Raw genomic sequence first — 23,789 nt, 5'->3', positions numbered from 1 at the left:
GGTCTGGGAACTGGCTATGTCACTTACGGTTGCGGTAGATCACCTGAAGTTCGGTGAACTCTGCCAGGCCCCACGGGCCGTTCTCCACGCCCACACCGCTCCACTTACTGCCGCCGAAGGGCAAGTAGGGCTGGAGGGCGAGGTGGTCGTTGACGAAGGCGGTGCCCGAGTCGAAGCGGGTGGCGACCTCCGCGGCACGGTCCAGGTCCGGGCTCCACACCGAGCCGGACAGGCCGTAGTTGGTGTTGTTCGCGCGCTCGACGGCGTCGTCCAGGTCCCGGTAGGGGATCACCGGCAGCGCGGGGCCGAACTGCTCCTCGTCGACGATCCGGGTGCCCTCGGCGACACCGGTCAGGATGGTCGGTTCGAAGAAGTAGCCGTCGTGGTCGAACGGCTTGCCGCCGGCCGCGGCCACCGCGCCGTTGTCGAGGGCGTCCGCGACCAAGCCCTTGACCCGCTCGAACTGCGGCAGGTTCTGGATCGGGCCGAGCTGCACACCCTTCTCGGTGCCGGCTCCGACGCGCACCGAACGGGCGCGGGCGGCCAGCGCCTCGACCAGGTCGTCGTGCAGCCGCTCGGGCACGTAGATCCGCTTGATGCCGGCGCAGATCTGGCCGTTGTTGATGAACGCGCCCCAGAACAGGCCGCGCTCCACCGTGGCCACGTCGGCGTCGTCCAGGACGATCGCCGCGTCGTTGCCGCCCAGTTCGAGGGTGTAACGCTTGAGGTCGGGAGCGGCGGCCGCGGCCACCGCCTTCCCGGTGGGCACCGAACCGGTGAAGCTGATCTTGCGGACCGCGGGGTGGCTGGTCATCCAGGCACCGAGGTCGTCACCGCCGCTGACGGCGTTGACCACGCCGGGCGGCAGCACCGACGCGACGATCTCGCCGAGCCGCAGGGTGGACAGCGGAGTGAACGGGGAGGGCTTGATCACCACAGTGTTGCCCGCGAGCAGCGCCGGGCCGAGCTTCCAACCGGCCAGCAGCAGCGGGAAGTTCCACGGGGTGATCGCGGCGACCACGCCGAGCGGCCGGTGCACGACCTCCGCGTACGCGCTCGCGTCGTCTTGGATGACGTTGCGGGGCAGTTCGAGGTCGGCCGTCGTGGTCAGCCAGCGGGCGGTCTCGGTGATCTCGTAGGCGGCCGCCTTGAGCGGCTTGCCCTGCTCGGCCGACAGCACCTCCGCGAGGTCCTCGGTGTGGGCGAGCAGCGCGTCAGCGGCCTGCTTGATGGCGCCGCGCCGCGCGTCCTCGTCCTTGCGCCAGGACACGCCGGCCGCCTTCGCGGCGGCCATGGCCTGGTCGAGCTGCTCACGGGAGCAGTCGGGTGCCTCGGCGAAGACCTGCCCGGTGGCCGGGTTGACGACGCCGAAGCTGCCCGCGCCGGCGACGGACTTGCCGCCGATCGTCATTGTGAAGCCGGTAGTGAGGGTTTGGGTCATCAGAACACCACCACAGCTCGGGCGCCCTTTTCGGAGGCGCAGTAGTCGACAGCGTCGTTGACCTTGTCGAACTCGAAGGTCTCGGTGACCAGTTCGTCGAGTTTGAGCACGCCCTTCTCGTACAGCCTGATCAGCCGCGGCACGTCGCGCTTGACGTCGGAGGACCCGTACAGGGAGCCGCGGATGATCTTCTCGGTCATCACCACGCCGGTGAACGCCGGGACGGTGAGGTTCACGTCGTCGCCGGCCGCGCCGACCAGGACGACCTGCCCGCCCCTGCGGGTCATCTTGACCGCGTCCCGCACGGTCTCCTGGCGGCCCACGACCTCCAGCACGTGGTCGGCACCGCGTCCGCCGGTCAGCGCCCGCACCGCCTTGACGGTCTTGTCCGAGGGCTGGAGCACCTCGGTGGCACCGAGCTTGACGGCAAGGTCCAGGCGCTCCTGGTGCATGTCGATCGCGATGACCGTGCTGGCACCGGCGATCCGGGCGCCCTGGACCGCGTTGAGCCCGACGCCGCCGCAGCCGACGATGACGACGGTGTCGCCGACCCGGATGCCCGCGGTGTTGACCGCCGCGCCGAACCCGGTGAGCACACCGCAGCCGAGCAGCGCCGCCGACGAGAACGGGATGCTGTCGGGGATCTTCACCGCCGCGCCGGCCGGTACGACGCAGCGCTGGGAGAGAGTGCCCAGGCCCGCCATCTGGTAGACCGGCTCACCGCCGAGGGAGTACCGCGTGGTGCCGTCGAGCAGCGCGCCCTTGGCGAAGGCCACGCCCGCGGTCTCGCACAGCTGGGGCTGGGCGTGCGAACAGTAGAAGCACGTGCCGCACTGTGCCAGCCAGGACAGCACGACGCGGTCGCCCGGGGCGACGTCGGTGACGCCGTCGCCGACCTCGACGACGGTGCCGGCGCCTTCGTGACCCAGGACCACCGGCAGCGGGTGCGGCAGCGTCTTGTTGAAGACCGAGATGTCGGAGTGGCAGACGCCCGAGGCACCGATCTCGATCGTCACCTCGCCCCGGGACGGCGACTGGAGGTCGACCTCGGCCAGTTGCAGCGGCTGTTGCGGGCTTGTCAGCACCGCGGCGCCGGTCATGCGGTACCCCAGGAGCAGGTACTCGGGTAGTCTACATATGTGGTCACTGAGTCGCTCATGCTGTATAGCTTAAGCGTGTTTTCGGTGCTCGCGCCATACCCGGACGCGGAACCGCACGTATCAGACCACAGCAGCCGATCTGGAGGAGAGATGGAGCTCAAGGTCACCCGCTACGCCGTCGATGAGGCAGGAGTCGCCACCGTCTGGCTGCACCGGCCCGAGCGGCGCAATTCGTGGACCGGCCGGATGCACGACGAGTACCGCTGGATCTGCAAGCAGCTCGACGACGACCCGAAGGTCAAGGTCATCGTGCTGACCGGCACGGGACACACCTTCAGCGTCGGCGCCGACCCCAGGGCACTTACCGGTTACGTCACCGCCGACCACTACGACCCCGCCCTGCCCAAGGACGCCGAGCGGCCCGGCTACGGCATCCGGCCGGAGTTCGACGCCGACATGGCCTGGCAGCTCGGCATGAGCAAGCCCATGATCGCGGCGGTGAACGGCGCGTGCGCCGGAATCGCTGTCGCGCTGGCAGCCTTCTGCGACCTGCGCTTCGCCGTCGAGGGCGCGAAGGTCACCACGGCGACTCCGCGGCTGGGACTGCCCGCGGAATACGGGCTGTCGTGGATCATGCCGCGGCTGATCGGGATGACGCACGCGGCCGACATCCTCCTCACCGGCCGGGTGTTCCTCGCCGAGGAGCTGGGGTCGATGGGCTTCTTCAACAAGGTGCTGCCCGAGGCGGAGTTTGCCAAGCACGTCGACGAGTTCGCGCACATGCTGGCCGCCGCCTCCCCCGAAGCGGTGACCACCACGAAGCGGCAGCTGTGGGCCGACCTGCTGCACAGCGACATCCGGGCGGCCGTCGAGGAGAGCAAGGCACTGATCGGGGCGCTCATGAACAAGCCCGACTACGCGGAGGGCGTCGCGGCGCTGATGGAGAAGCGCGCGCCCAAGTTCGTCCGCTGATCACACAAGGAACGGAGATGTCGATGAAGGTTCATGTCAACCCCGAACTGTGCCAAGGGCACAACCGGTGCATCGTGCTGGCGCCGAGCTTGTTCACCGCCGACGAGGAGGGGTTCTCCACCGAGAACGGCGACGGGACCGTACCCGACGACCAGCGCGGAAAGGCCGAGCTCGCCGTCGACAACTGCCCGGAACAGGCGATTTCCCTCATCCATGACGCGTGATGACCGTGAGGACACAGCGATGAACGAAGTCTCCCGCTGGGGACGTGAGGTTTCACAGTCCACCGTCGGCGGAAATCCGTGTCTCGTCTACACCCTGCGCCCCGGCTCGGTGGCGGAGCTGCTCCTTGAGGCCCGTCGCTGGAGCAACCGCGAGTTCCTCGTCCAGGGGGCCCGCCGGATGACCTCCGGTCAGCATGAGCAGGCGGTTGCCCGTGTCGCGGCCCACCTGCGAGGGCTGGGCGTCGAGCGCGGCACCCGCGTGATGATCCTCGGCTTCAACCGGATCGAATGGGTCGTCACCTACTGGGCGCTCCAGGTAATGGGCGCGGTCGCGGTGCTGGGCAACGCGTGGTGGAGCGAGGAGGAGGCGGCCGGCGCGCTGGCCCTGACCGAGCCTGCCCTTGTGGTCACCGAGCGGCAGCTCGACGGGTTCCGGACCGTGGACTTCGAGACACTGCGTACCGTCGTGGACAGCGACGACATCGTGGAGCTGGAGCTGACCCCGGTCTCCGAGGACGACGTCGCCGTGATCATGTTCTCCTCCGGAACCACGGGGGCGCCCAAGGGCGTGATCATGTCGCACCGGTCGGTGGTGGCCAACCTCCAGAACCTGCTCACCCTCACCGGGCGGCTGCCCAACGAGCTGCCCGCGGACCACCCGGGCACGGTGAGCATGCTGTCGGTGCCGCTCTTCCACCTGGCCGGCGTGCAGATCAGCTCCACCACCCTGCTCTCCGGGGGCTCGCTGATCTTCCTCAGCGGCAAGTTCGACCCGGCCGAGGTGCTGATGCTGATCGAGCGGGAGCGGGTCAAGGTGTGGGGCAGCGTCCCGACCATGGTCTCCCGGGTCCTGGACCACCCCGACTTCTCCAAGCGGGACACCTCAAGCGTCACCTCCGTGCCCATGGGCGGCTCCGCCATCTCCCCCGAGCTGCGGCAGCGCGTCACGGAGTCGTTCTCCGGCGTGAAGTCGCGGGTCGGCAGTCTCTACGGCCTCACCGAAGCGGGCGGCGTCCTCGCCGCGGGCAGCGGCCGCGACATCACCGACCGGCCGGGCTGCGTCGGCAGGGCGCTGCCCGTGGTCCAGCTCCGGATCAAGAACCCCGACGCCGACGGCGTCGGGGAGATCCAGGCCCGTACCCCCACCGCCACCTACGGCTACCTGGGCGAGCAGGGCGGCGTCGCCGACGCCGAGGGCTGGATCAGCACTGGCGACCTCGGGCGGATCGAGGAGCCGAACTGGCTCTATGTGACCGGGCGTTCGAAGGACATCATCATCCGCGGCGGCGAGAACATCTCCTGCGCCCACGTGGAGAGTGCGGTGCTCGCCCACCCCGACGTCCTGGAGGCCGCGGCGGTCGCGCTGCCGCATCCCGACCTCGGGGAGGAGGTCGGGGTGGCCGTGGTGCTGCGCCCGGGCGCGGCGCCCGACGTCGACGCCCTGCTGTCGGTCGCCAAGGGCCGGCTCGCCCGCTTCGAACTGCCGAGCCGGTGGTGGCTGCGCACGGAGTCGCTGCCCACCAACCCGACGGGCAAGATCTTGCGCGGCGAGGTCCGCAAGGCGTGGGTGGAATGCGGCGGCCAGGACATCGTGGACATCGCCGCGTCGGCCTGAGTCTTACGGGGCCGCGGCCGGTCCGCGCAGGACCCGTAAGGCCGCAGGTCCCGCAAAAGACAAGGTGACCGCCGCGTGATGCGGTGGTCACCTGTGACACCTCGGCCACCAGGCGCTGGAGGCCTGCGCGGTCGGGCGCTGAGACCGCCGAGTGGCCCTGGTCCACGTCGATGACGCGCACGCGTTCGGCCGACCAGCCCAGGGCGATGGCCCGACCGCGCAGGTCGTACTGGACCGCGGTGGACTCTGTGTTGTGCGCGACCCGGTAGAGCGTGGATTGACGCACCCTGGGTCCGGAACGCCGCCCGGTCGGCCGCCATCACCACGACGGGTCCCGCAGCCATGCCGTCCGCGCCGTCGGCACGGTGACCAGGTCGCCGTCCTCGTGATGGACATAGACCAGGTCGCGCCCAGCTCTGCTCACGCTTGAGGGATTCCAACTCCCGCCCGAACAGCGGGTGGAACCCGGTGCGTCACCCGCACCGCGACCGAATGGGGCTCACCGTTATGAAGAGCCTGGAAAATAGACAGGTCGTCGGCCGACGGAGAGCCGGCCGACGACCTCAGGGACGGTCCGTCAGGCAGAGCGCGGTCATACCATCTGGAGCACGGGCTTGATGGTCTTGCCCGCCTCGGAGTCCTCGCACGCGGTGTTTATGTCCTTGAAGGGGTAGCTGGTAATGAGCTTGTCGTACGGGAAGCGTCCCTGTGCGTGCAGTTCGATCAGTCGCGGGATGAACTCTTCGGGACGCGCGTCGCCCTCGGTGACGCCGACGATGTTGCGGCCGGCCATGAGGAACTCGAGCATGTCGACCTCGATGTTGGTGCCGGCGGTGCCGAAGCCGAGGGTGGCGCAGGTGCCCTTGGGCGCCAGCGCGCTGACGGCCTGCCGCACGACGGGCGTCACTGCGGTGGTGTCGACTGCGTAGTCCGCGCCGCGGCCGGTGATCTTGCGGATCTCGTCGACGACGTCGGTGGTGCCGCCGTTGATCGTGTGGGTCGCGCCGAGCTCCTCGGCCAGCTTGAGTCGCTCGTCCACCAGGTCGACGGCGATGATCTTCGTGCAGCCCGTGACCTTGGCGGCCATCAGGGCGGCCAGGCCGACCGCGCCCGTGCCGAACACCACCAGGCTCGAACCGGCGGGCGGGTTCAGGCGGTTGAGGACGGTGCCGGCGCCGGTCTGGATGCCGCAGCCGAGCGGGCCGACGATGGACAGGTCGGCGTCCGGGGAGACCTTCACCACGTTGCTCTCGACGGCGATGGCGTAGGTACCGAAGGAGGACTGGCTGAAGAAGAAGCCGTGGATGTCGCCCTCGCCATGCAGGGCGTTCGTGCCGTCGGGGCGCGAACCCGCGACGTTGCGCAGAGCGAACTGCTCGCAGTAGGCGGGCTCGCCGCGCTTGCACATGACGCACTCGTGGCACGCCGCGTAGGTCAGGACGACCTTGTCGCCGGGGGCGACCTTGGTCACGCCCGCGCCGACGGCCTCGACCACACCGGCGCCCTCGTGCCCGAGCACGAGCGGGAGCGGCACTGGCAGCCACTGGTTGCGCACACCGATGTCGGTGTGACAGATGCCGGAGGAGTGGACCTTGACGAGGATCTCGCCGTCGCCCGGGGCGTCGAGTTCGAGTTCTTCGAGGATGAACGGCTGTGCTGCTTCCCGCACGACTGCGGCCGTGATGCGCATGGATCTTGCTCCTGTGGAATGAAGGGGATGGTGAAGCGGTGAGGCCGTACGGGCCGAACGGAGCCGGCCCGTACGGAGAGCCTCAGCCCGGCAGGTAGATCGACTTCAGCTGCTGGTAGCCGGAGATGGCTTCGGGGCCGAACTCCCGCCCGAGGCCGCTCTGCTTCACACCGCCGAACGGCGCGTTGAGGTCGACCACGTATCCGTTGACGCCGATCGTTCCGGTCTGCACGCGGTCCGCGATCGCGATGGCCCGCTCCGGGTCGCTGGACCAGACGGTGCCGCCCAGACCGTAGTCCGACTCGTTGGCGATCTTCACCGCGTCGTCGTCGCTGTCGTACTTGATCACGGACAGCACCGGTCCGAAGATCTCTTGGGTGGCGATGGTGGAGGAGTTGTCCACGTCGGCGAAGACCGTCGGTTCCACGTACCAGCCGCGGTCGATGCCGGCCGGCCGGCTGCCACCGAGCGCGAGCCGGGCGCCCTCGCCGCGTCCCTTGGCGATGAAGCCCTCGACGCGGTCGCGGTGTTCGGAGGAGGCGAGCGGGCCGACCTCGGTGCTCGGGTCCAGAGGGTCGCCGACCTTCAGGTTGCCCATCCACGCGGAGATCGCGTCCACGACCTCGTCGTACCGGTTGCTCGGCGCGAGGATGCGGGTGCACGCCATGCAGGTCTGGCCGTTGTTCGCCAGCGAGGCGAAGAACAGACCCTCGGTCACCTTGTTCAGGTCGGCGTCGTCGAGGATGAGCGCCGCGGACTTGCCACCGAGCTCCAGGCTCACCGGACGCATCAGCCGGCCGCAGTTCTCGGCGATGATCCGGCCCGCGGCGGTGGAGCCGGTGAAGGCGACCTTGTCGATGCCGGGGTGCTGCACCAGGTAGGCGCCGAGCTCACGGCCGCCAGGCACCCAGTTGATGACGCCGGCCGGGATGCCCGCCTCGTCCGCGGCCTCGGCCAGCACGAAGCTGTCGAGCACGGTGCCGGGGGAGGGCTTGATGACGATCGTGCAGCCCGCGGCGAGCGCGGGGCCGATCTTGGTGATCGCGAGGACGACCGGGTAGTTCCACGGCACGATGGCGCCAACCACACCGACCGGGTTGCGCTGCACGAGAGTGTCGAAGCCCAGCGGCGACGGCCGGCGCTCGACGCGCTCGGAGGAGGCGGCCAGCGCGGCGTAGTAACGCAGCAGCGCGACGCCGTAACCGCCTTCCATCGCCTGCGCCAGGCTGATCGGCATGCCGTTCTGGAGGCTCACGATGCGGGTGAGCTGCTCCGTGCGCTTCTCGACGGCGTCGGCGAAGCGGTTGATGACGGCGGCACGGTCGGCGGCGGGCAGGGTGGACCAGCCGGAGTCGTCGAAGGCTCGCCTGGCGGCCTGGACCGCGCGGTCGACGTCTGCCTCGCTCGCCTCGGGCACGCTGCCCAGCGGCTCCTCAGTCGTCGCATTGATGGCCTCGATGCGGCGATCCGTCGCCGGGTCGACCCAGCCCCCGTCGATGTACAACTTGTCATGCAACACTGCCATGCCCGGCTCCTTTGCTGGTGACCGCTCGAGCGAACCCTGACAGATCCCGTCCTGGGTGGGTCGCTTGTCATGTTGAGGGGTGACGCTGCGCACTTGAACATAGGGACCAGTCGTCGTCTAGTCAACACGTAGCGCAACTAATACTCAGAATATGTAGAACATTTTGGGGAGATCCCGGATCGCTGCACCCGTGACGGTATGCGTTGCGGTTTCCATCCCGAGGGCGCGGTGCGGCGTCAATATTCTACGTCGTGTGGAGTATAGTGCTCATATCTGTATAGAATAGGTGCCGAGGAAGTGAGGATGACTGTGGACGACGACGCAGTTCTGCTGGAGACGGACGGCCCAGTCGCGCGGCTGATACTCAACCGCCCCGCCAAGCACAACGCAATGCGCTTCGACGACCTCGACCGGCTGGTCGAGCTGCTGCACGAGGCCGAGGAGGACGACTCGGTCCGGGTCATCATCCTTCAAGGACGGGGCAAGTCGTTCTGCGCGGGCCATGACTACGACGACGCGGTGCGTTCCTACGGTCTGGAACCGGAGGCCGACGGCGAGAAACCGCGCCGCCCCAGCCAGCGCTCCCGGCTGGCCCGCGACCGCAGGCTCGGCATGAACTACATGGCCTTCCACTACTCGCTCAAGCCGGTGATCGCCCAGATCCAGGGCGTGTGCGTCGGCGCGGGCCTTTACATCGCGGAACTGGTCGACCTGGCGATCTGCGCGGACACCGCGCGCTTCAGCCACGCCGAGCAGCGCTTGGGCCTCGCGGGCAACACCTGGCACCTGAACACCCAGATCATGAAGTACGGCCCCAAGCGCGCACGCGAACTCCTCCTGCTCGGCGAGGAGTTCAACGGCACGCAGGCCGCCGAGTGGGGCCTGGTCAACCGCTCGGTGCCCGAGGAGGACCTCGAAGCGACCGTGGAGGAATGGGCGCGCAAGGTGGCCCAGCACCCCAGGGACGCGCTGGTCACCGGCAAGGCCGTGTGGCAGATGGCGCTGGACAGCCTCGGCGGCTCCCAGCAGTTCTGGCGCGGTTACGTCGGGCACACCCTCGGCACCAACCTCCGGTTCGAGCCCGACGAGTTCAACTTCCTGCGCGAGCGCAGCCGCCTCGGCACGCGCGACGCCTTCGCCGACCGGGACAGCCACTACAACGGCAACGGCAAGAGCCGCTGACGCTCCCGCAGGCCCAGACTCCCGGGCAGGGGACACTCGGGGGAAAAGACAAGGTGGCCGCCGCATCACGCGGCGGCCACCTTGTCTTTTGCAGGTCCTGCGGCCTTACGGGTCCTGCGCGGCCCGCCGCCTCGGCCAGTTCAGCCGGCCTCCGCCGCGAGCCAGGCGCGGCCGGCGCCGGTGATGACGCGGTACTGCATGTCGGCAGCGAGCAGCGCGGGCTCCTCGTTGTAGAGCGTGGCCACCGCGGCCCGGCCGAGCCCGACTTCACGGGCGGCCTGGTGCGCCTCCAGTTTATGCACGCGGCCGCCCGGCGCGTCGGCGATCCGCTGGAGGAAGGCGGCCCGGGGACCGCTGCCGACCGGCGGGGCCAGGGTGTTGTCGGGAAGCTCGACAAGCGACTCCAACTGGCGGACCACTCCGCGCAGGGTCTCCGCCCACGCCTCGGCGGTGACCTTGACATCGCTCGGGAGTCCGCCCGAACTCTGCCAGGTCCGCTTGGGGAACCGGCGGATGTACTCCCATTCCAGCTCGAGCATTCGCGTGGTATGCAGGGCGTACTGCTCAGCGCTGCCGTGCAGGAAGACCCAGTTGCGGGTCTCGTGGGCACTGGTCCCCTGCTGTTCCAGTTCCTCGTCGCTCAGTTCCCGGGCGGGCCGTCCACGGACGTCATGGTTCTCCACGGGTACCCCTTCCAGGGTTGGTCTTGCCCGCCCCGGTGTCGCCGGAGCGGGGCTGTGACTCACAGATTCGACGTATGTAACGCGGTGCGTCAAGAGTCTGTAGTGCATCGGTCGAGGCAGGTTGCTTTTCCGGCGACCCGGAGTCCGGGGAACGTTACATACTGTGAGTGACTTGGGTCCACCTTGTGTAGAGCGACGCGATGGTCGTCCGGGCCGTTGACCTCACTCCGCGCGCCGCACACCATGCGCACCAGGCCGGACACGCTGTCGTATGTGGCCGGCGGGTTGCGCGGTGCCGCGTCCACTCGCGCCGTGCGACGGGCGCCAGAATTCACGTGCAGATGGGACGCATTGGGTATGCGGAAGGAGTTGGCTGGTGGGGGCGGTGCGGAAGCGAAATCCGTCCCGCGGGATCGCCAGGTTCGATCAGCGCCCTGTGTGCCGTCTATCGGAACCAGGGCCCACGCCCGGTGCACTGGCAACGGCCGCCTGTTGCACATGCATTGACGTCGTGTGTCGATCAGATGACACAGTGCCTTGACGTTCTACAACAGAGAAGCTACGCTCCCTGAACACGTCAAATGTGGTACAGGTCTCGACCCATAGAGACCATCGATGATCTCGTCTCAGGACCGCCGACGGTATGCCTCCCCGGACATAGTTCGTCCGCGCGGCCATGGTCGACGAGGACCTCTACTCCTTCAGCAGTGTCTCGCAAGCGGGACCGCACCTGCTCACAGTCTCAACACGCCGATCAACACTGAGAGGGACGGATAGCGTTGAGCGCCAACCAGAACCCGACGGGCCATGCAGAGCCCGAAGAAGCGGACAGTGCCACCATTCGCGCGTTGATCGAGAAGTTCAGCGTGCACAACAGGGAGAGCCTGGAAAACCGGGACGCGATATTCCGCGAGATGCGCGAGTCGTGCCCGATGGCCCGCAGCTCGGCACACGGCGGCTTCTACGCCGTCTCGCGCTACAAAGACGTCTACGCGGCCGCGCACAAGCAGGACGTGTTCTCCTCCTTCCCGGTGACAATCCCGCCGTTCGGCAACCCGACGCCGATGATCCCGATCGAGATGGACCCGCCGGAGCACCGCAAGTACCGCACCCTGGTGGGAACCCAGTTCAGCCCCAACACGATCGAGGCGAACGAGCCGCAGTTGCGCGCCATCGTCAACACGCTCATCGAGAACCTCCAGGGCCGGCCCCAGGCGGACCTGGCGGAGGAAGTCGCGATCGCGCTGCCGCTGCGCGCCATCCTTGAGGTGTACCTGGGCGTGCCCGAGAAGGACTGGGCGATGCTCAAGAAGGAATTCCTCTACATGCTGGAGCCCGACCCCGAGAAGTCGGACGAGGAGAACAACGAGCGGGCCATGCAGGCCGGCCTCAACTGCTCGATGTACTTCGCCGAGCTGCTGGAGGAGCGCCGTACCAACGGCTTCGGCGACGACTTGATCAGCCATCTCGCGCAGGTCGAGATCGACGGCCAGCGGCTGACGGACGACGAGATCTTCGGCTTCTGCCTGGTGCTGGTGCCGGCCGGCTTCGACACCACCGCGAGCCTGCTCAGCCGGCTGCTGCTGATGTTCACCGAACGGCCCGAGGTGCGCGAGCAGTTGACGGCGATCGTCGACGACCCTGACAAGCTCGACCTGGCCGTCGAGGAACTGGTCCGGTACATCCCGCCGCAGCCCGGCGTCGCCCGTAACGTGACCACGCCCACGACGTTCGCGGACACCGAACTCGCCGTCGGCGACCGCCTCCTGCTGCTGTGGCCGTCCGCAAACCGCGACCCCGAGGAGTTCCCCAACCCGGACGAGCTGATCCTCGACCGGCAGCCGAACCGGCACCTGGGCTTCGGCTCGGGCATTCACCGTTGCCTCGGCTCGCACCTCGCGCGCCTGGAGATCAAGATCCTGCTCCAGGAGTTCCTGCACCGCGTCCCCACGTACGCGGTGGCGCCCGACGCCAAGCCGCTGTGGCACACCGGCAATACCTGGGGTGTCTCGGAACTGCCGGTGGTCTTCGAAGACTGGGACACCGTCGGCGCGAGCGCGGGGCAAGGTGAATGAGCATGCTGAAAATCGCCATTGACGCCGGAAAGTGTGAAGGCCACGCCAGGTGTGTGGCCCGCGCTTCCGAGCTGTTCGACGTCGACGACGAAGGCCAGTCCTTCGTCCTGGCGAACCCGGTGCCGGCCGGGCAGGAGGACGCGGCGCGCAGCGCGCTCGAAGCGTGCCCGGAGCGGGCGATCACGATCACTGAAGTCTGAAGCCCAGACCCATAAGCCGATAAAGCGAACCGCCGGGCCGGACAGAGACCTGGCCGGTCGGCGGCTCCGGCCTTTTGCCGAAGAACAGGAGTATCGAGATGGGTGTCTTCAAGGACGAAGCCGAGGTCTACGAGTATCTCGGCCGCATTTTCCAGGCCGGGCTTGACGACCCGGACCTCGGGCCGAAACTCCGCGCGGTCGGCTCGGTGCTGAAGCTCAATCAGACAGACCCCGAATCCACCATAGTGATCGACTTCGGCGAAGGAATCGTCCAGCTCGGGGAGAGCGGAACCCCCCAGGTGACGCGGCCGATCGATGCGGAACTGTCCATGGCGGCGGACACCGCGCACAAGTTCTGGCTCGGCAAGGTCAACGTCGCGCTGGCGATGGCCAAGGGCCAGATCCGCAACAAGGGCAAGGTGTCGGCCGTGATGAAGGTCGTCCCCATCACCAAGCCGCTGTTCGCCACCTACGAGAAGATCCTCCGCGACGCCGGGCGGGCCGACCTCGTCGAGGCCGTCAAGTAACGGGCCAGTAGCCGCACCACAACGCCAACGGGAGCTTAAATGACAACCGTCGCTGAAGCCGACGTAGAACGACGGAGAGCGCCCGGTCCGGGGGGCCGAGTGCTCGGCTTCGTGCCGGCTTCTGTGCGGAAGCCGGTGCTCGAAGTCGGGCACATGTGCCAGCTGCTCGGTCAGGTGGTCTACAGCGCCGTTCGCAGTCCCAAAGGTTACTGGGGCGACACCCTCGAAGAGATGTACAGCCTGCTGAAGCTCTGCTTCTGGCCCGGGATGCTGTCGATGGCCGGCTTCGGCTTCCTCATCTGTGTCATGGGCGTCGGCCTGCTGACGCTGCTCGGCGCGGACAACCGCATGGGCGCCTTTTGGGTGATGGCCGACATCCGTGAGATCGCGGCGTTCATGGTCGGCATGGTCGTGGCCGGCGTGATCGGCACCTCGATCACCTCCGACCTCGGCGCGCGCAAGGTCCGAGAGGAGCTGGACGCCCTCAAGGTGCTCGGCATGGACCCGATCCGGATGCTGGTCATCCCGCGGGTCATCGCCACCGCCGTGATGTGCGCCCTGCTGAACTGCCTCACGTCGTTCGTCGGCGTCCTGCTCGGTCTGCTCGCGGTGCGCGCGCTCGGCGACACCACCAACGCCGCCTATATCGACAGCATGTCCCACAACCTGTACGCGGCCGACGTGTGGGGCGCCGAACTGAAGACCCTCCTGGCCGGACTGCTGATCGGCGTGATCTGCAGTTACAAGGGTCTCCACGCGGGTGGCGGTCCCGAGGGGGTCGGACGAGCGGTCAACCAGGCCGTGGTGACCTGCTTCGCCATGGTGTGGGTGCTGAACTTCTTCTTCAACGCCATCGCGCAGGGTCTCAACCCGAACCTGTTGACGCAGAGATAGAGGGACAAGCGAAGAATGACTACCGTTACCGAAAGTGTCCCTTCGCCATCCGCGCGCGGTGAGCACCGCAAGGCCAGGGCGGCGACACCTGGACAACCGAACGCCCTGATCGCAGCGAGTGAGACGGTCGGCAAGATCGCCGTTTTCGGCGTCCGGGTCATCGGCGACGTGCCGCTGACCATCGGCTTCTACTTCTCCGAGGTCCTGCGGCAGGCGGCGATCCTGGTCCGCTCCAGCGCACTGATCATCTGGTTCATGATGTTCGCCATCGGCTCGGAGGTAGGCCTCCAGGGTCACTACATCCTCGACCAGGTCGGCGCCTCGGGCTACGTCGGCGTCTTCACCGCCATCGGCGACCTGAAGGCGGTCAGCACCTCGATGTGGGGCTGGATTCTCGCCGCCAAGGTGGGCTGCGGATACGTCGCGGAAATCGGCTCCATGCGCATCAGCGACGAAGTCGACGCCCTGGAGGTCATGGGCGTCAACTCGCGCGCGTATCTGGCGGGCGCGCGACTGGTGGCTATGTGGATTGCGGCGCCTTTCTTGTTCTTCGTCGGTCTGGGGTGCCAATTCTTCGGCTCCTGGGTGGTCGCGCAGGTGATGCTCAAGTCCACCTCGCCGGGCGGCTACTCGAACATCTTCTGGTCGTTCCAGGCCCCGGTCGACCTTCTGTACGCCCTGATATGGGCACAGTTGCTGGGGACCTTGGTGGTCGTCGTCGGCTGCTTCTACGGATACACCGCCAGCGGTGGACCGGTCGATGTCGGTCGGAACACGGCAAAGTCGATGATGGTCAATATGATCGTCGTGAGTGCGTGCGCCGTCATCCTGTACCAGTTGTTCTTCGGTACCACCATCCAGACACCGATTGGAAATTAGCAACGGCGCGTTGCTGTCGACTTCGACAGGGGAGTCCCCATGGGTCCGCAAATCCAAGACAACGCTGATACAGAAAGCCTTCCGCCCGTGCGGGAGCCGGCCGCGGTCGGTTCAGGCCCCGGGTCCGAGAATTACGCGGGATCGGTCGCGAGCGTCCGTGACCTGCACAAGTCGTTCGGTTCTTTCCAGGTGATGCGGGGACTGAGTCTCGATTTCCATCCGCAGGCGATCACCACGATTCTCGGCCCGTCGGGTACGGGCAAGAGCGTGCTGCTCAAGCACATGGTCGGCCTGCTGGAACCGGACTTCGGATCGGTGCGTATCTTCGGCAAGGACATCTGGGCAATGAAGGAGCGCGAGCGCGCAGAACTGCGCAAGCGCTTCGGTGTGCTGTTCCAGGACGGCGCGCTCTTCGGCTCGATGAGCGTCTACGACAATGTCGCGTTCCCGCTGCGCAAGCACACCGACCTGGCCGAGGCCGAGATCCGCGACATCGTCATGGAGCGGCTCCAGGAGGTCGGTCTCGAAGCCGCGGAGAACAAGGCGCCCAACGAGATCTCCGGCGGTATGAAGAAGCGTGCCGGCTTCGCACGCGCCCTCGTGCTGAACCCGGAGATCGTGCTCTTCGACGAGCCGGACTCCGGCCTCGACCCGGTCCGTACCAGCCTGCTCAACGACGTGATCCTCAAAGTGCACGCCGAGGACAAGGGCACCTACGTGGTGGTCACGCACGACATCCGCACAGCCCGGAAAGTCAGCGACTACGTGGGGCTGATCTGGAAGGGCCAGGTCGTCTACTACGGACCGGCCAAGGAAGCATTCGAGTCGGACGACCCGTTCGTCCGGCAGTTCCTGGTCGGCGACTCGGTCGGCCCACTGGGGATGGACTGAGATGGCACGACGAGCAAAGTGGCTGGTGGGCGTCTCCCTTGTGGCGATCTTCGCGCTGGCGGCCGGCTACCTGCTGGCTTCGGGCGGGTCCGGGTACGAAGTCCAACTTGTCATGCCTAATGCGGCAAACCTGTTGAACGGCTCGAAGGTCGAGATCGACGGCATGCCGGTGGGTTCGGTCCGCAAGCTGGAGACACGGGACAACAGCGCGCTGGTGACGGTGTCGGTCGACAGCAGTCATGCCCCGCTGCATACGGGCAGCAAGGCGCAGGTGGAGTGGCAGGGCGTGCTCGGTGAGCGCGTTGTCGAGCTGCTGCCCGGCCCCGCCTCCAACCCGGCGATACCGAAGGGCAGTCTGCTCGCAGCCGGCACCGAGCAGGTCGAGCTGGACCAGGTGCTGGCCGCGCTCGACCCGGCGACCCGCGCGCACCTGGACTCCACGGTGCAGCAACTGGACGCCGCGCTGAAGTCGAAGCCGCAGAACCTCCAGGACACCTTGCAGGCCGCCGGTCCCGCCGTGCAGGAACTGGGATCGGTTCTCCAGGCGGTCGGGCAGGACGGCCCGGCCATCACGAGCCTGATATCCGACCTGCAGAAGATGACCGACCCGCTGGCCCAGCGCCGCGCGGAACTTCAGACGGTTGTCGGCAAGCTCACCTCGGCGATGTCCTCGATGGCCACCGAGCAGAGCCAACTCCAGCAGGCGCTCGGCCAGTTGCCCTCCACCCTCGACGCCGCGCAGAAGACGATGGACACCGTTCCCGCAGCGGTCGATTCGACCGTACCACTGTTGCAGGACCTGCGGCCGGCGACCCAGCAGCTGACGTCGGTGTCCAAGAACCTCAGCCCGCTGCTGGTCGACCTGCGGCCGACCATCGCCGAGCTAGGACCGGTCCTCCAGTCCGCGAACACGCTGCTCAAGTGGACGCCATCGCTGCTTGACAGCACGCACGGGGTGGTGCCGGGCGTGACCCAGGCAGCCGACCAGCTCAACCCGGCCGTCGACTTCCTGCGGCCCTACACGCCCGACCTCGTCGGCTGGCTGACCAACTGGGGCGCGACCTTCGGCAACTACGACGCGCAGGGCCACTACTTCCACGCTCTGGTCCAGGTCTCCACCAGCGTCTTGAACGACAACCCCGGGATCGACGCCGGTCTGACCGGTGGACCCAATTCCACACCCCCGCCCGGAATGGCATCCGGCCAAGGCTGGGTCGACGCAAACGGGAGCACGGCGCGATGAGCAAATCCAGGGCGACCTTCCTCAAGACCACAGCCGCCGTCGCGGTGGTCGCCGTCATTGCTGTGGGCGGATTCGCGAGCGCGGACTTCGGCGGCAGCAAGCAGGTCACCGTCACGGCCATGTTCTACGACGCCAGCCCGCTGATCCCCGGCAACCTCGTCCACATGGACGGGATCGACGTCGGCCAGATCAAGTCGGTCGAGCTGCGCAACGGCCAGGCCGCGGTGACCATGGACGTCGACAAGGGGGTGCTGCCGCTGCACGACGACGCCACCGCCACGATCCGCCCGGTGACGCTGCTCGGTGAGCGCTACATCGACATCAACCGCGGTTCGGACAACTCGCCGGTGATGTCGGCCCCCGAGGTGATCACCGCCAAGCACACGACCACCTCGGTCGACCTCGACCAGGTGCTCGACTCTCTCGACGACCCGACCTCCACCGCGCTCGCCGCCTTGGTGACCACGCTCGGTGAAGGCGTCAACGGGCAGGGCACCAACGTCAACGAGGCGATCAAGGCCCTCGCGCCGGCTATGGAGAACACCAAGCAGCTGGCGACGATCCTGGACCAGCAGAACTCGGTGCTCAACCAGCTGGTCGACCGGACCACGCCGGTGGCCGAGTCGCTGGCGGGCAAGAACGGCCAGAACCTCGACCAGGCCGTCGAGTACGCCAATCAGTTGCTGTCCTCGGTGTCAGCTCAGCACGAGGCCATGACCGCGGCACTCCAGCAGTTGCCGAGCACGCTCCAGAAAGCGCAGCACACGCTGTCGCAGGTGGCTGGCGTCGCCGACCAGGCGACGCCGGTGCTGGAGTCGGCGAAGCCGGTGACGGACAACCTGTCCCAGATCACCTCGGAGCTCAACACTTTCGACGACAGCGCGAAGCCGGCCCTCACCTCGCTCAACCCAGTGCTGGTCAAGGCGAAGTCGCTGCTCGACCAGGCCCAGCCGGTCGTCCGTGACCTGCGGACCGGCGGCCCGTCGCTGGCGAGCACCAGCGCGTCGGCCAACCGGCTGGTGGGCGGCCTCAGCCCGCAGATCACCACCGTGATGGAGTTCGTGAAGGACTGGGCGCTGAGCACCAACGGCCGGGACGCTCTGAGCAACTACTTCCGGGCGTTCGTGGTCACCACCCCGAAGGGCCTGCTCCAGATTCCCGGCGTCGGACTGGGCGGTACCGCCCCCACGACGTCGAAGAACGGCAAGTCGGCGACCCCGTCTCCCACGCCTTCGCCGTCCACCAGTTCGCTTCTGCCTACCCCCTCGGGCGGGGACGACAGCGCGACCGGTCTCACACCGACGCAGGAGAACTCCCTGCTCGGCCAGATCCTCGGAGGTTCGTGATGGCCGCACTCTCGCGGACCGACTCCCGCTCATTCGTGATCGGCACCGTGGGCCTCCTGGTGGTCATCGCGGTCGTCGCCTTCGGCCTCACGGCCAGCTCGGGCCTGCCCGGCGCCCCGACGACGAAGGTCCAGGCGGCGTTCACCAACGTCGGCGCGTCGCTGCAAGTGGGCGACGACGTCCGGGAGAACAGCTCCCGCATCGGCCGGGTCTCGGGCCTTACGTTCGTGAACGGTCAGGGGGTCGTCACCATGGAACTCGACGGCCACAAGCAGGTGTACAAGAACGCGCGGGCCGCTGTCTGGGACCAGTCGGCGCTGGCGAAGAAGTTCATCGAGCTCGACCCCGGCACCCCCGACGCCGGCCCGCTCGGTCACCAGGTCATCGCGGCGAACCGCAACGTCGACTCCGCTGACCTCGACCAGGTGCTCGACGTGCTGGACCCGCCGACCCGGGCCAAGCTCACCAGCGCCGTCCGCCAGCTCGGCGACGGCACCGCCGGCCACAGCCAGGACCTGCACGACATCCTGGTGCACCTGCCGGCGACGTTGGACGACCTGGGCACCGCCAGCGAGGCGCTGTCCAAGCCGTCCACCGACCTGCCCGCGCTGCTCCAGTCCGCCGACCAGCTCACCGGCTCGCTCAACGGCCACGAGCAGGAGCTCGCCGCCCTGGTCCAGCAGCTCGGCACGACGGCGAAGGCGATCAGCGTCGACAAGGGCGACCCCTTGCAGAGCGCCATCAAGGACCTGCCCGGAACGCTGACCGACGCGAGCACCAGCTTCGACTCCCTCAACAAGCCCCTTGACAACATCCACTCGGCGCTGGTTTCGGTCAAGTCGGGCGTGAACTCGCTGGGCCGGGCGACCCCCGACCTGCGCGGTGTGCTCAGGGAGGGCAAGCCGCCGCTGGACAAGGTGCCGGGCGTGTCCGAGGCCGCCCAGCCGGCCGTCACCGACCTCACCGGGACGCTCGCCGACGCGCGGCCGCTAGCACCCGCGGTCACCACCGCCCTGCGTGACGCCGCTTTGCCGGTGGGCACGCTGGCCATGTACACCACCCAGGTCGTGACGTTCTTCGAGCGCGTCGAGAGCATGGTGTCCACCTCCGTGTCCCCCGGCGTCCACGGCGCACGCGTGGGCCTGGCGGTAGAGGGGCTGTCGACGGTCACCGGCGGTCTGATCAACGACCCGTTGCAGGGCCAGGACGCCTACCCGGCGCCCGGAGCGGCCGACGGTGAGAAGACCGTTTCGCCGCTCGACAACATCCCCGGAATTCTGTACGGAGGCAACTGATGAGCGCCGCGCGATCGTGGACGCGACCTCTGCGTTCCCCGGCAGGCATCGGGGCCGTGCTCCTGGTGCTGACCGTGGTCTTCCTGCTGGCGGTGTACCAGAAGGAGCGCATCGGCACGATGCTGTCGTCGGGCCACACGGTGAAGGCCGACTTCAGCCGTGACTACCAGCTGCGCCCGTACAAGACCCAGGTGAAGGTCGCGGGTGTGGTCGCCGGCACGGTGACCGGCGTGGAGAAGGAAAGCGGCCACGTCGTCGTCTCGATGAAGGTGAACGACGACGTCGTCGGGAAGCTGGGCGACCAGCCGTCGGCGTTGATCCGCCCGACCACGCTGCTCGGTGGCAACTACTACGTGCAGCTCACACCGGGCGGCACCGACCAGAAGTACGACGGGAGCACCATCCCGATGTCGCGGACGGGCATTCCGGTGGAGCTGGACCAGGTTCTCCAGGCCCTTCCGAAGTCCGCTCGCAGCGGCATCCAGGGTTCCCTGAGCGAGACGGACCAGACGCTGAAGAACGGCGCGGGCACGTCGCTGGGCAACCTGCTCGCCGACGCGCCCGGCACCCTGACGCCGGCCGCCGAGGTTCTCGACAGCCTTCAGGGAACGCGTCCTTCGCAGGACCTGAGCCAGCTGGTGCCCGCGCTGGACTCGATCGCGTCCGTGATGAGCCGTCAGAACGGCCAGCTCGGCGACATCGTGGACTCGCTCGGCACTGTCAGTACGGCACTGTCGGACCAGCGCCGGCCGGTCACCGACACCCTGGCCACGCTGCCGCAGACGCTGTCGGACACACGTACCGGTCTGACCGCCCTGAACGGCTCGCTCCAGCAGCTCACCCAGACCGCGACCGACGCCCTGCCCACCGCACAGCGACTCGGTCCGCTGCTGAAGACGACGGACCCGGTGCTCCAGCAGGCCCGCCCGCTGGTGGCCAACCTGCGGCCGCTGCTGAACAAGGCGCTTCCCGTGGTGCAGCAGCTCGTGCCGACCTCGAAGCAGGCGACCTCGACGCTCGACGACCTGAAGGGTCCCGTGCTCGACCGGGTCAACGGCCCGATCGCCAAGACGGTGCTGTCGCCGTGGAAGGGCACCGGCTACTACCAGGGCGACGGCGGCAACGGCCACCTGTTCTATCAGGAGGTCGGCTACCTCGCCGCGCACGCCGCGAACCTGTCGAAGTACGGGGACAAGAACGGCCGGATGATCGGCCTCGCGCTCGGTGTCAGCCCCTCTAGCGCCGGCGGCAACGAACTCGGCACGGCGAAGCTGCTCCAGCAGCTCGGGCTGCTTCCCCAGGGCCTGTCGGTGCTGCCCGCGCCCGACACCGGCGGCGGCGCCTGGACCCCCGACTCGGCCACCGCGCCCGGCCAGGACCAGGTCCTCAACGGCCCCATCAACTCCCTGCTGGGGTTGCTGACCGGCGCGTCCGGATCCCAAGGAAAGCAGGGCTGACATGAGCAGGAAGTTTTCGGCCCGCCGGACATGGGAACGCATCCGCACCGTCCCGGGCCTGGGACGCAACGTGATCACGATGGTGGTTCTGGTAGCCCTCGGCCTCGCCAGCGCGTCCATCATCCTGGGCAACCAGCGGTTCATCACACCGTGGGCGCACCAATACGTCTTCGCCGCGGACTTCACCGAGGCAGGGGCGGTCAACCCCGGCGAGTCGCCCAAGGTGCGCATCGCGGGCGTCCCGGTCGGTCAGGTCACGGGCGCCACGGTGACCTCCAAGGGCCAGGCCGAGCTGACCATGTCGCTGGAACCCGGCCACACGATCTACGACAACGCCCATCTCGTGCTGCGGCCGACGAACCCGCTCAACGAGATGTACGTCGAGGTCGATCCGGGCGGTCCGCCCGGAAAGCCGCTGCCCGCGAACGGCGTGATCCCGGCGAGCCAGACGCAGCGGCCGATTCAGCCCGACCAGGTGCTGGACCACCTTGACGAGCGGAGCAGGGCGGCGCTGGCCGACCTGCTGTCGGCCTCGGACGTGGCGCTGGCCAGCGCGCCGTCGAATCTGCCGTCCGGCCTCGACTCGACCGACGCGACACTGCTGAAGGTCCAGCCGGTCCTGGACGCGCTCACCGAGCGCCGGCAGAACATCAGCAAGCTGGTGACGTCGCTGTCCCAGATCAGCATGGCCGTGGGGCACAACGACGCACGGCTGATCAGCCTGATGAACGCCACGCAGGACTCCCTGGGAATCCTGTCGAAGAACACCGGCGATCTGGAGGCCACGCTCAACGAGCTGCCCGGCACCACCGGTCAGCTCAAGAGCGCCATGACCGGCGTCAATGGCCTGACCAAGCAGCTCAACCCGGCGCTTCAGAACCTGTCCAAGGCGTCGGCGCAGCTGCCGAAGGTGCTCCAGAAGACGCAGGACACGGTCACCGACATCGGCCAGACCGTCACCGCGGCCAACCCGGTCGTCCGGGCGGCCAACCCGGTGGTCGACGACCTGCAGCCGCTGGTCAGCGACCTGCACACCTCACTCGGCGATCTGGAGCCCATCGCGCGCGACTTGAACCCTGACACCGAGACCCTGGTCGCCTACCTCGGCGATCTCCAGGCGTTCATCTACAACACCAACGGAGTGTTCAGCCTGTCCGATGCCAACGGCGGCTTCATCCGCGGTCAAGTGGCGGTTCCGCTGCCCGACGCCGGAGTGATCCCCGGAACGCACGGCGGCAACAGCGGCGGGAGTAAGTGATGTCGTTCGTCACGAGCAGGCTCGGCAAGATGCTTGTCCTCGGCGTCTTCTCCGTCCTGGCACTGGTCTACCTCGGCTATCTGTTCGCCAAGGCCGGAGTCAGTGGCCCGTTCGCCGGGGCGTCGTACAAGGTCTCGTTCACGACCCCGGACGTGAACAACCTCATCCCGATGGGCGATGTCGACATGGCAGGTGTCCGGGTCGGCACGGTCGACTCGATCAGCCACACCAACGGTATGGACAAGGTCGTCCTCAACCTCGACTCCGGCGTCGCCCCGCTGCACCAGGGCGCGACCGTGCGGGTCGGGGTGAAGTCGCTGGTGGGCGAGTCCTATGTGGCGGTCAACGACGGCAGCGGAAAGGTGCTGGCCACCGGATCGGCGCTGCCGGCGTCCGCGGTGAAGCCGGCCGTGCAGCTCTCCGACGTGGTGCGCAGCCTCGATCCCAAGACGAGGACGGCGCTGGGGAGTCTGATACGCAGCCTGGGCACCGGCACCGACGGGACCAAGGAGAGCGTGTCCCAGACCATGACCGGTCTCGGGGACATCGGCACCCAGGGCTTCACGGCTCTGGACGCCATCTCGGCCCAGTCCAAGGACCTGACGACGCTGGCGCAGCAGACCACGACGATCCTGTCCGCGCTCGACGAGGGCGAGGGGCAGATCGGCGATCTGGTCAAGAGCGCACAGCAGTTGACAGCGGCGACCAGCGGGCAGCAGAAGAACCTCAGCGCGACCGTGCGCTCGCTGCCGGGCGTCCTGAGCAGCACGCAGACGGCCACGCAGAAGCTCACCACGCTGTCGCAGTCGCTGGCGCCCGTGGCGTCGGACCTCAATGACGCGGCGCCGTCACTGAACACCGCCTTGCAGCAACTGCCGCAGACCACCAACGACCTGCGCGGCCTGCTGCCGGACCTGAACGGCACGCTGACCGAGGCGCCGGCCACCCTGGACCGGGTGCCGACCCTCGCCTCGGACGTGAACGCGGTCATCCCCCAGTTGGAGACGACGTTGAGCAACCTCAACCCGATGCTGGGCTACCTGGAGCCGTACGGTCCCGAACTCGGTGCGTTCTTCTCCAACTTCGGCGCCATGATGAAGTACACCGACGAGGCCGGAATTCACTACTTCCGGCTCGAACCGGACCTGGGTAACGAGCAGATCGTCAAGGGTGTTCCGATCAAGCTCCCGAACATCCTCGTCAACGACAACCCGTACCCCGCTCCCGGACAGAGCGACGCGGCGACCGGCCGGAGCTTCACCAAGCTCTACCCGGCCAAGAAGTAGCCGCCG

21 protein-coding genes are annotated in these 23,789 nt (G+C 67.8%); 16 read left to right on the top strand and 5 right to left on the bottom strand.

The annotated features are described in order from the left end of the window. Positions 1–19 precede the first annotated feature (19 nt). Positions 20–1,441, bottom strand: a complete 1,422-nt coding sequence (locus tag NGB36_RS09580; protein ID WP_372509400.1) for an aldehyde dehydrogenase family protein — start codon at positions 1,439–1,441, stop codon at positions 20–22. Next, positions 1,441–2,541 carry a Zn-dependent alcohol dehydrogenase gene (locus tag NGB36_RS09575; RefSeq protein ID WP_255919743.1) on the bottom strand — a complete coding sequence of 367 codons (1,101 nt, stop codon included), beginning with the start codon at positions 2,539–2,541 and terminating at the stop codon, positions 1,441–1,443. The genes NGB36_RS09580 and NGB36_RS09575 overlap by 1 nt, the downstream gene beginning before the upstream one ends. Positions 2,542–2,691: 150 nt before the next feature. Here NGB36_RS09575 and NGB36_RS09570 point away from each other — a divergent pair, with 150 nt between their 5' ends. The 3 genes from NGB36_RS09570 to NGB36_RS09560 are packed head-to-tail and all read left to right on the top strand — an operon-like array spanning position 2,692 to position 5,352. Further along, entirely contained in the window at positions 2,692–3,513 is an 822-nt protein-coding gene (locus tag NGB36_RS09570) for an enoyl-CoA hydratase-related protein (protein WP_255919742.1), read from the top strand. A gap of 17 nt (positions 3,514–3,530) precedes the next feature. Further along, positions 3,531–3,737, top strand: a complete 207-nt coding sequence (locus tag NGB36_RS09565) for a ferredoxin (protein ID WP_211265551.1) — start codon at positions 3,531–3,533, stop codon at positions 3,735–3,737. A gap of 19 nt (positions 3,738–3,756) precedes the next feature. Further along, on the top strand, positions 3,757–5,352 hold the full coding sequence (locus NGB36_RS09560) for a class I adenylate-forming enzyme family protein (RefSeq protein ID WP_255919741.1): 1,596 nt from the start codon (positions 3,757–3,759) through the stop codon (positions 5,350–5,352). A 592-nt stretch (positions 5,353–5,944) separates the two neighbouring features. On the opposite strand, the gene NGB36_RS09555 is transcribed toward NGB36_RS09560, so the two are convergent. Both NGB36_RS09555 and NGB36_RS09550 read right to left on the bottom strand, forming a co-directional pair. Then, a complete protein-coding gene (locus tag NGB36_RS09555) occupies positions 5,945–7,042 on the bottom strand; it encodes an NAD(P)-dependent alcohol dehydrogenase (RefSeq protein WP_255919740.1) in 1,098 nt (365 codons plus the stop codon). An 82-nt stretch (positions 7,043–7,124) separates the two neighbouring features. Next, positions 7,125–8,567 carry an aldehyde dehydrogenase gene (locus NGB36_RS09550; RefSeq protein ID WP_255919739.1) on the bottom strand — a complete coding sequence of 481 codons (1,443 nt, stop codon included), beginning with the start codon at positions 8,565–8,567 and terminating at the stop codon, positions 7,125–7,127. 303 nt (positions 8,568–8,870) lie between these two features. Between NGB36_RS09550 and NGB36_RS09545 the strand changes: the two genes are divergently transcribed. Beyond that, complete coding sequence (locus NGB36_RS09545; protein ID WP_255919738.1) at positions 8,871–9,749, top strand: enoyl-CoA hydratase/isomerase family protein; 879 nt, start codon at positions 8,871–8,873, stop codon at positions 9,747–9,749. Between the two features lie 140 nt (positions 9,750–9,889). Here NGB36_RS09545 and NGB36_RS09540 read toward each other — a convergent pair whose 3' ends face one another. Then, on the bottom strand, positions 9,890–10,432 hold the full coding sequence (locus tag NGB36_RS09540) for a DUF6158 family protein (RefSeq protein ID WP_255919737.1): 543 nt from the start codon (positions 10,430–10,432) through the stop codon (positions 9,890–9,892). Positions 10,433–11,211: 779 nt separating this feature from the next. On the opposite strand from NGB36_RS09540, the gene NGB36_RS09535 reads away from it, so the two are divergent. The 12 genes from NGB36_RS09535 to NGB36_RS09480 all read left to right on the top strand — a co-directional run bounded on the left by NGB36_RS09535 (position 11,212) and on the right by NGB36_RS09480 (position 23,783). Continuing rightward, the gene (locus NGB36_RS09535; protein WP_255919736.1) at positions 11,212–12,507 is read left to right on the top strand and encodes a cytochrome P450; all 1,296 of its coding nucleotides are present in this window, start codon (positions 11,212–11,214) and stop codon (positions 12,505–12,507) included. Between the two features lie 2 nt (positions 12,508–12,509). Beyond that, positions 12,510–12,707, top strand: a complete 198-nt coding sequence (locus NGB36_RS09530; RefSeq protein WP_255919735.1) for a ferredoxin — start codon at positions 12,510–12,512, stop codon at positions 12,705–12,707. A gap of 98 nt (positions 12,708–12,805) precedes the next feature. Next, positions 12,806–13,234, top strand: coding sequence for an SCP2 sterol-binding domain-containing protein (locus NGB36_RS09525; protein ID WP_255919734.1), 429 nt, complete (start codon positions 12,806–12,808; stop codon positions 13,232–13,234). Between the two features lie 111 nt (positions 13,235–13,345). Then, positions 13,346–14,128 carry an MlaE family ABC transporter permease gene (locus NGB36_RS09520; RefSeq protein ID WP_255919733.1) on the top strand — a complete coding sequence of 261 codons (783 nt, stop codon included), beginning with the start codon at positions 13,346–13,348 and terminating at the stop codon, positions 14,126–14,128. Between the two features lie 15 nt (positions 14,129–14,143). Next, the gene (locus NGB36_RS09515; protein ID WP_255919732.1) at positions 14,144–15,007 is read left to right on the top strand and encodes an ABC transporter permease; all 864 of its coding nucleotides are present in this window, start codon (positions 14,144–14,146) and stop codon (positions 15,005–15,007) included. Positions 15,008–15,199: 192 nt separating this feature from the next. Continuing rightward, positions 15,200–15,898 (top strand): ABC transporter ATP-binding protein, encoded by a 699-nt coding sequence (locus tag NGB36_RS09510; protein ID WP_255919731.1) that lies wholly within the window; start codon positions 15,200–15,202, stop codon positions 15,896–15,898. 1 nt (position 15,899) lies between these two features. Then, entirely contained in the window at positions 15,900–17,141 is a 1,242-nt protein-coding gene (locus tag NGB36_RS09505) for an MlaD family protein (protein WP_255919730.1), read from the top strand. Then, positions 17,138–18,487: an MlaD family protein gene (locus tag NGB36_RS09500; RefSeq protein ID WP_255919729.1), complete on the top strand. Its 1,350-nt coding sequence runs from the start codon at positions 17,138–17,140 to the stop codon at positions 18,485–18,487. Before NGB36_RS09505 ends, NGB36_RS09500 begins: the two co-directional genes overlap by 4 nt. After that, positions 18,487–19,782, top strand: coding sequence for an MlaD family protein (locus NGB36_RS09495; protein ID WP_255919728.1), 1,296 nt, complete (start codon positions 18,487–18,489; stop codon positions 19,780–19,782). Before NGB36_RS09500 ends, NGB36_RS09495 begins: the two co-directional genes overlap by 1 nt. After that, positions 19,782–21,239, top strand: coding sequence for an MlaD family protein (locus tag NGB36_RS09490; RefSeq protein ID WP_255919727.1), 1,458 nt, complete (start codon positions 19,782–19,784; stop codon positions 21,237–21,239). Before NGB36_RS09495 ends, NGB36_RS09490 begins: the two co-directional genes overlap by 1 nt. 1 nt (position 21,240) lies before the next feature. Then, positions 21,241–22,497: an MlaD family protein gene (locus tag NGB36_RS09485; protein ID WP_255919726.1), complete on the top strand. Its 1,257-nt coding sequence runs from the start codon at positions 21,241–21,243 to the stop codon at positions 22,495–22,497. Then, the gene (locus NGB36_RS09480; RefSeq protein WP_255919725.1) at positions 22,497–23,783 is read left to right on the top strand and encodes an MlaD family protein; all 1,287 of its coding nucleotides are present in this window, start codon (positions 22,497–22,499) and stop codon (positions 23,781–23,783) included. The genes NGB36_RS09485 and NGB36_RS09480 overlap by 1 nt, the downstream gene beginning before the upstream one ends. Positions 23,784–23,789: the final 6 nt, after the last annotated feature.

It is taken from the genome of Streptomyces humicola (assembly GCF_024436035.1).
Lineage (GTDB): Bacteria > Actinomycetota > Actinomycetes > Streptomycetales > Streptomycetaceae > Streptantibioticus_B > Streptantibioticus_B humicola.
Note: the sequence above shows the minus strand (reverse complement) of the source record. Positions and strands in the feature narration are given on the sequence as shown.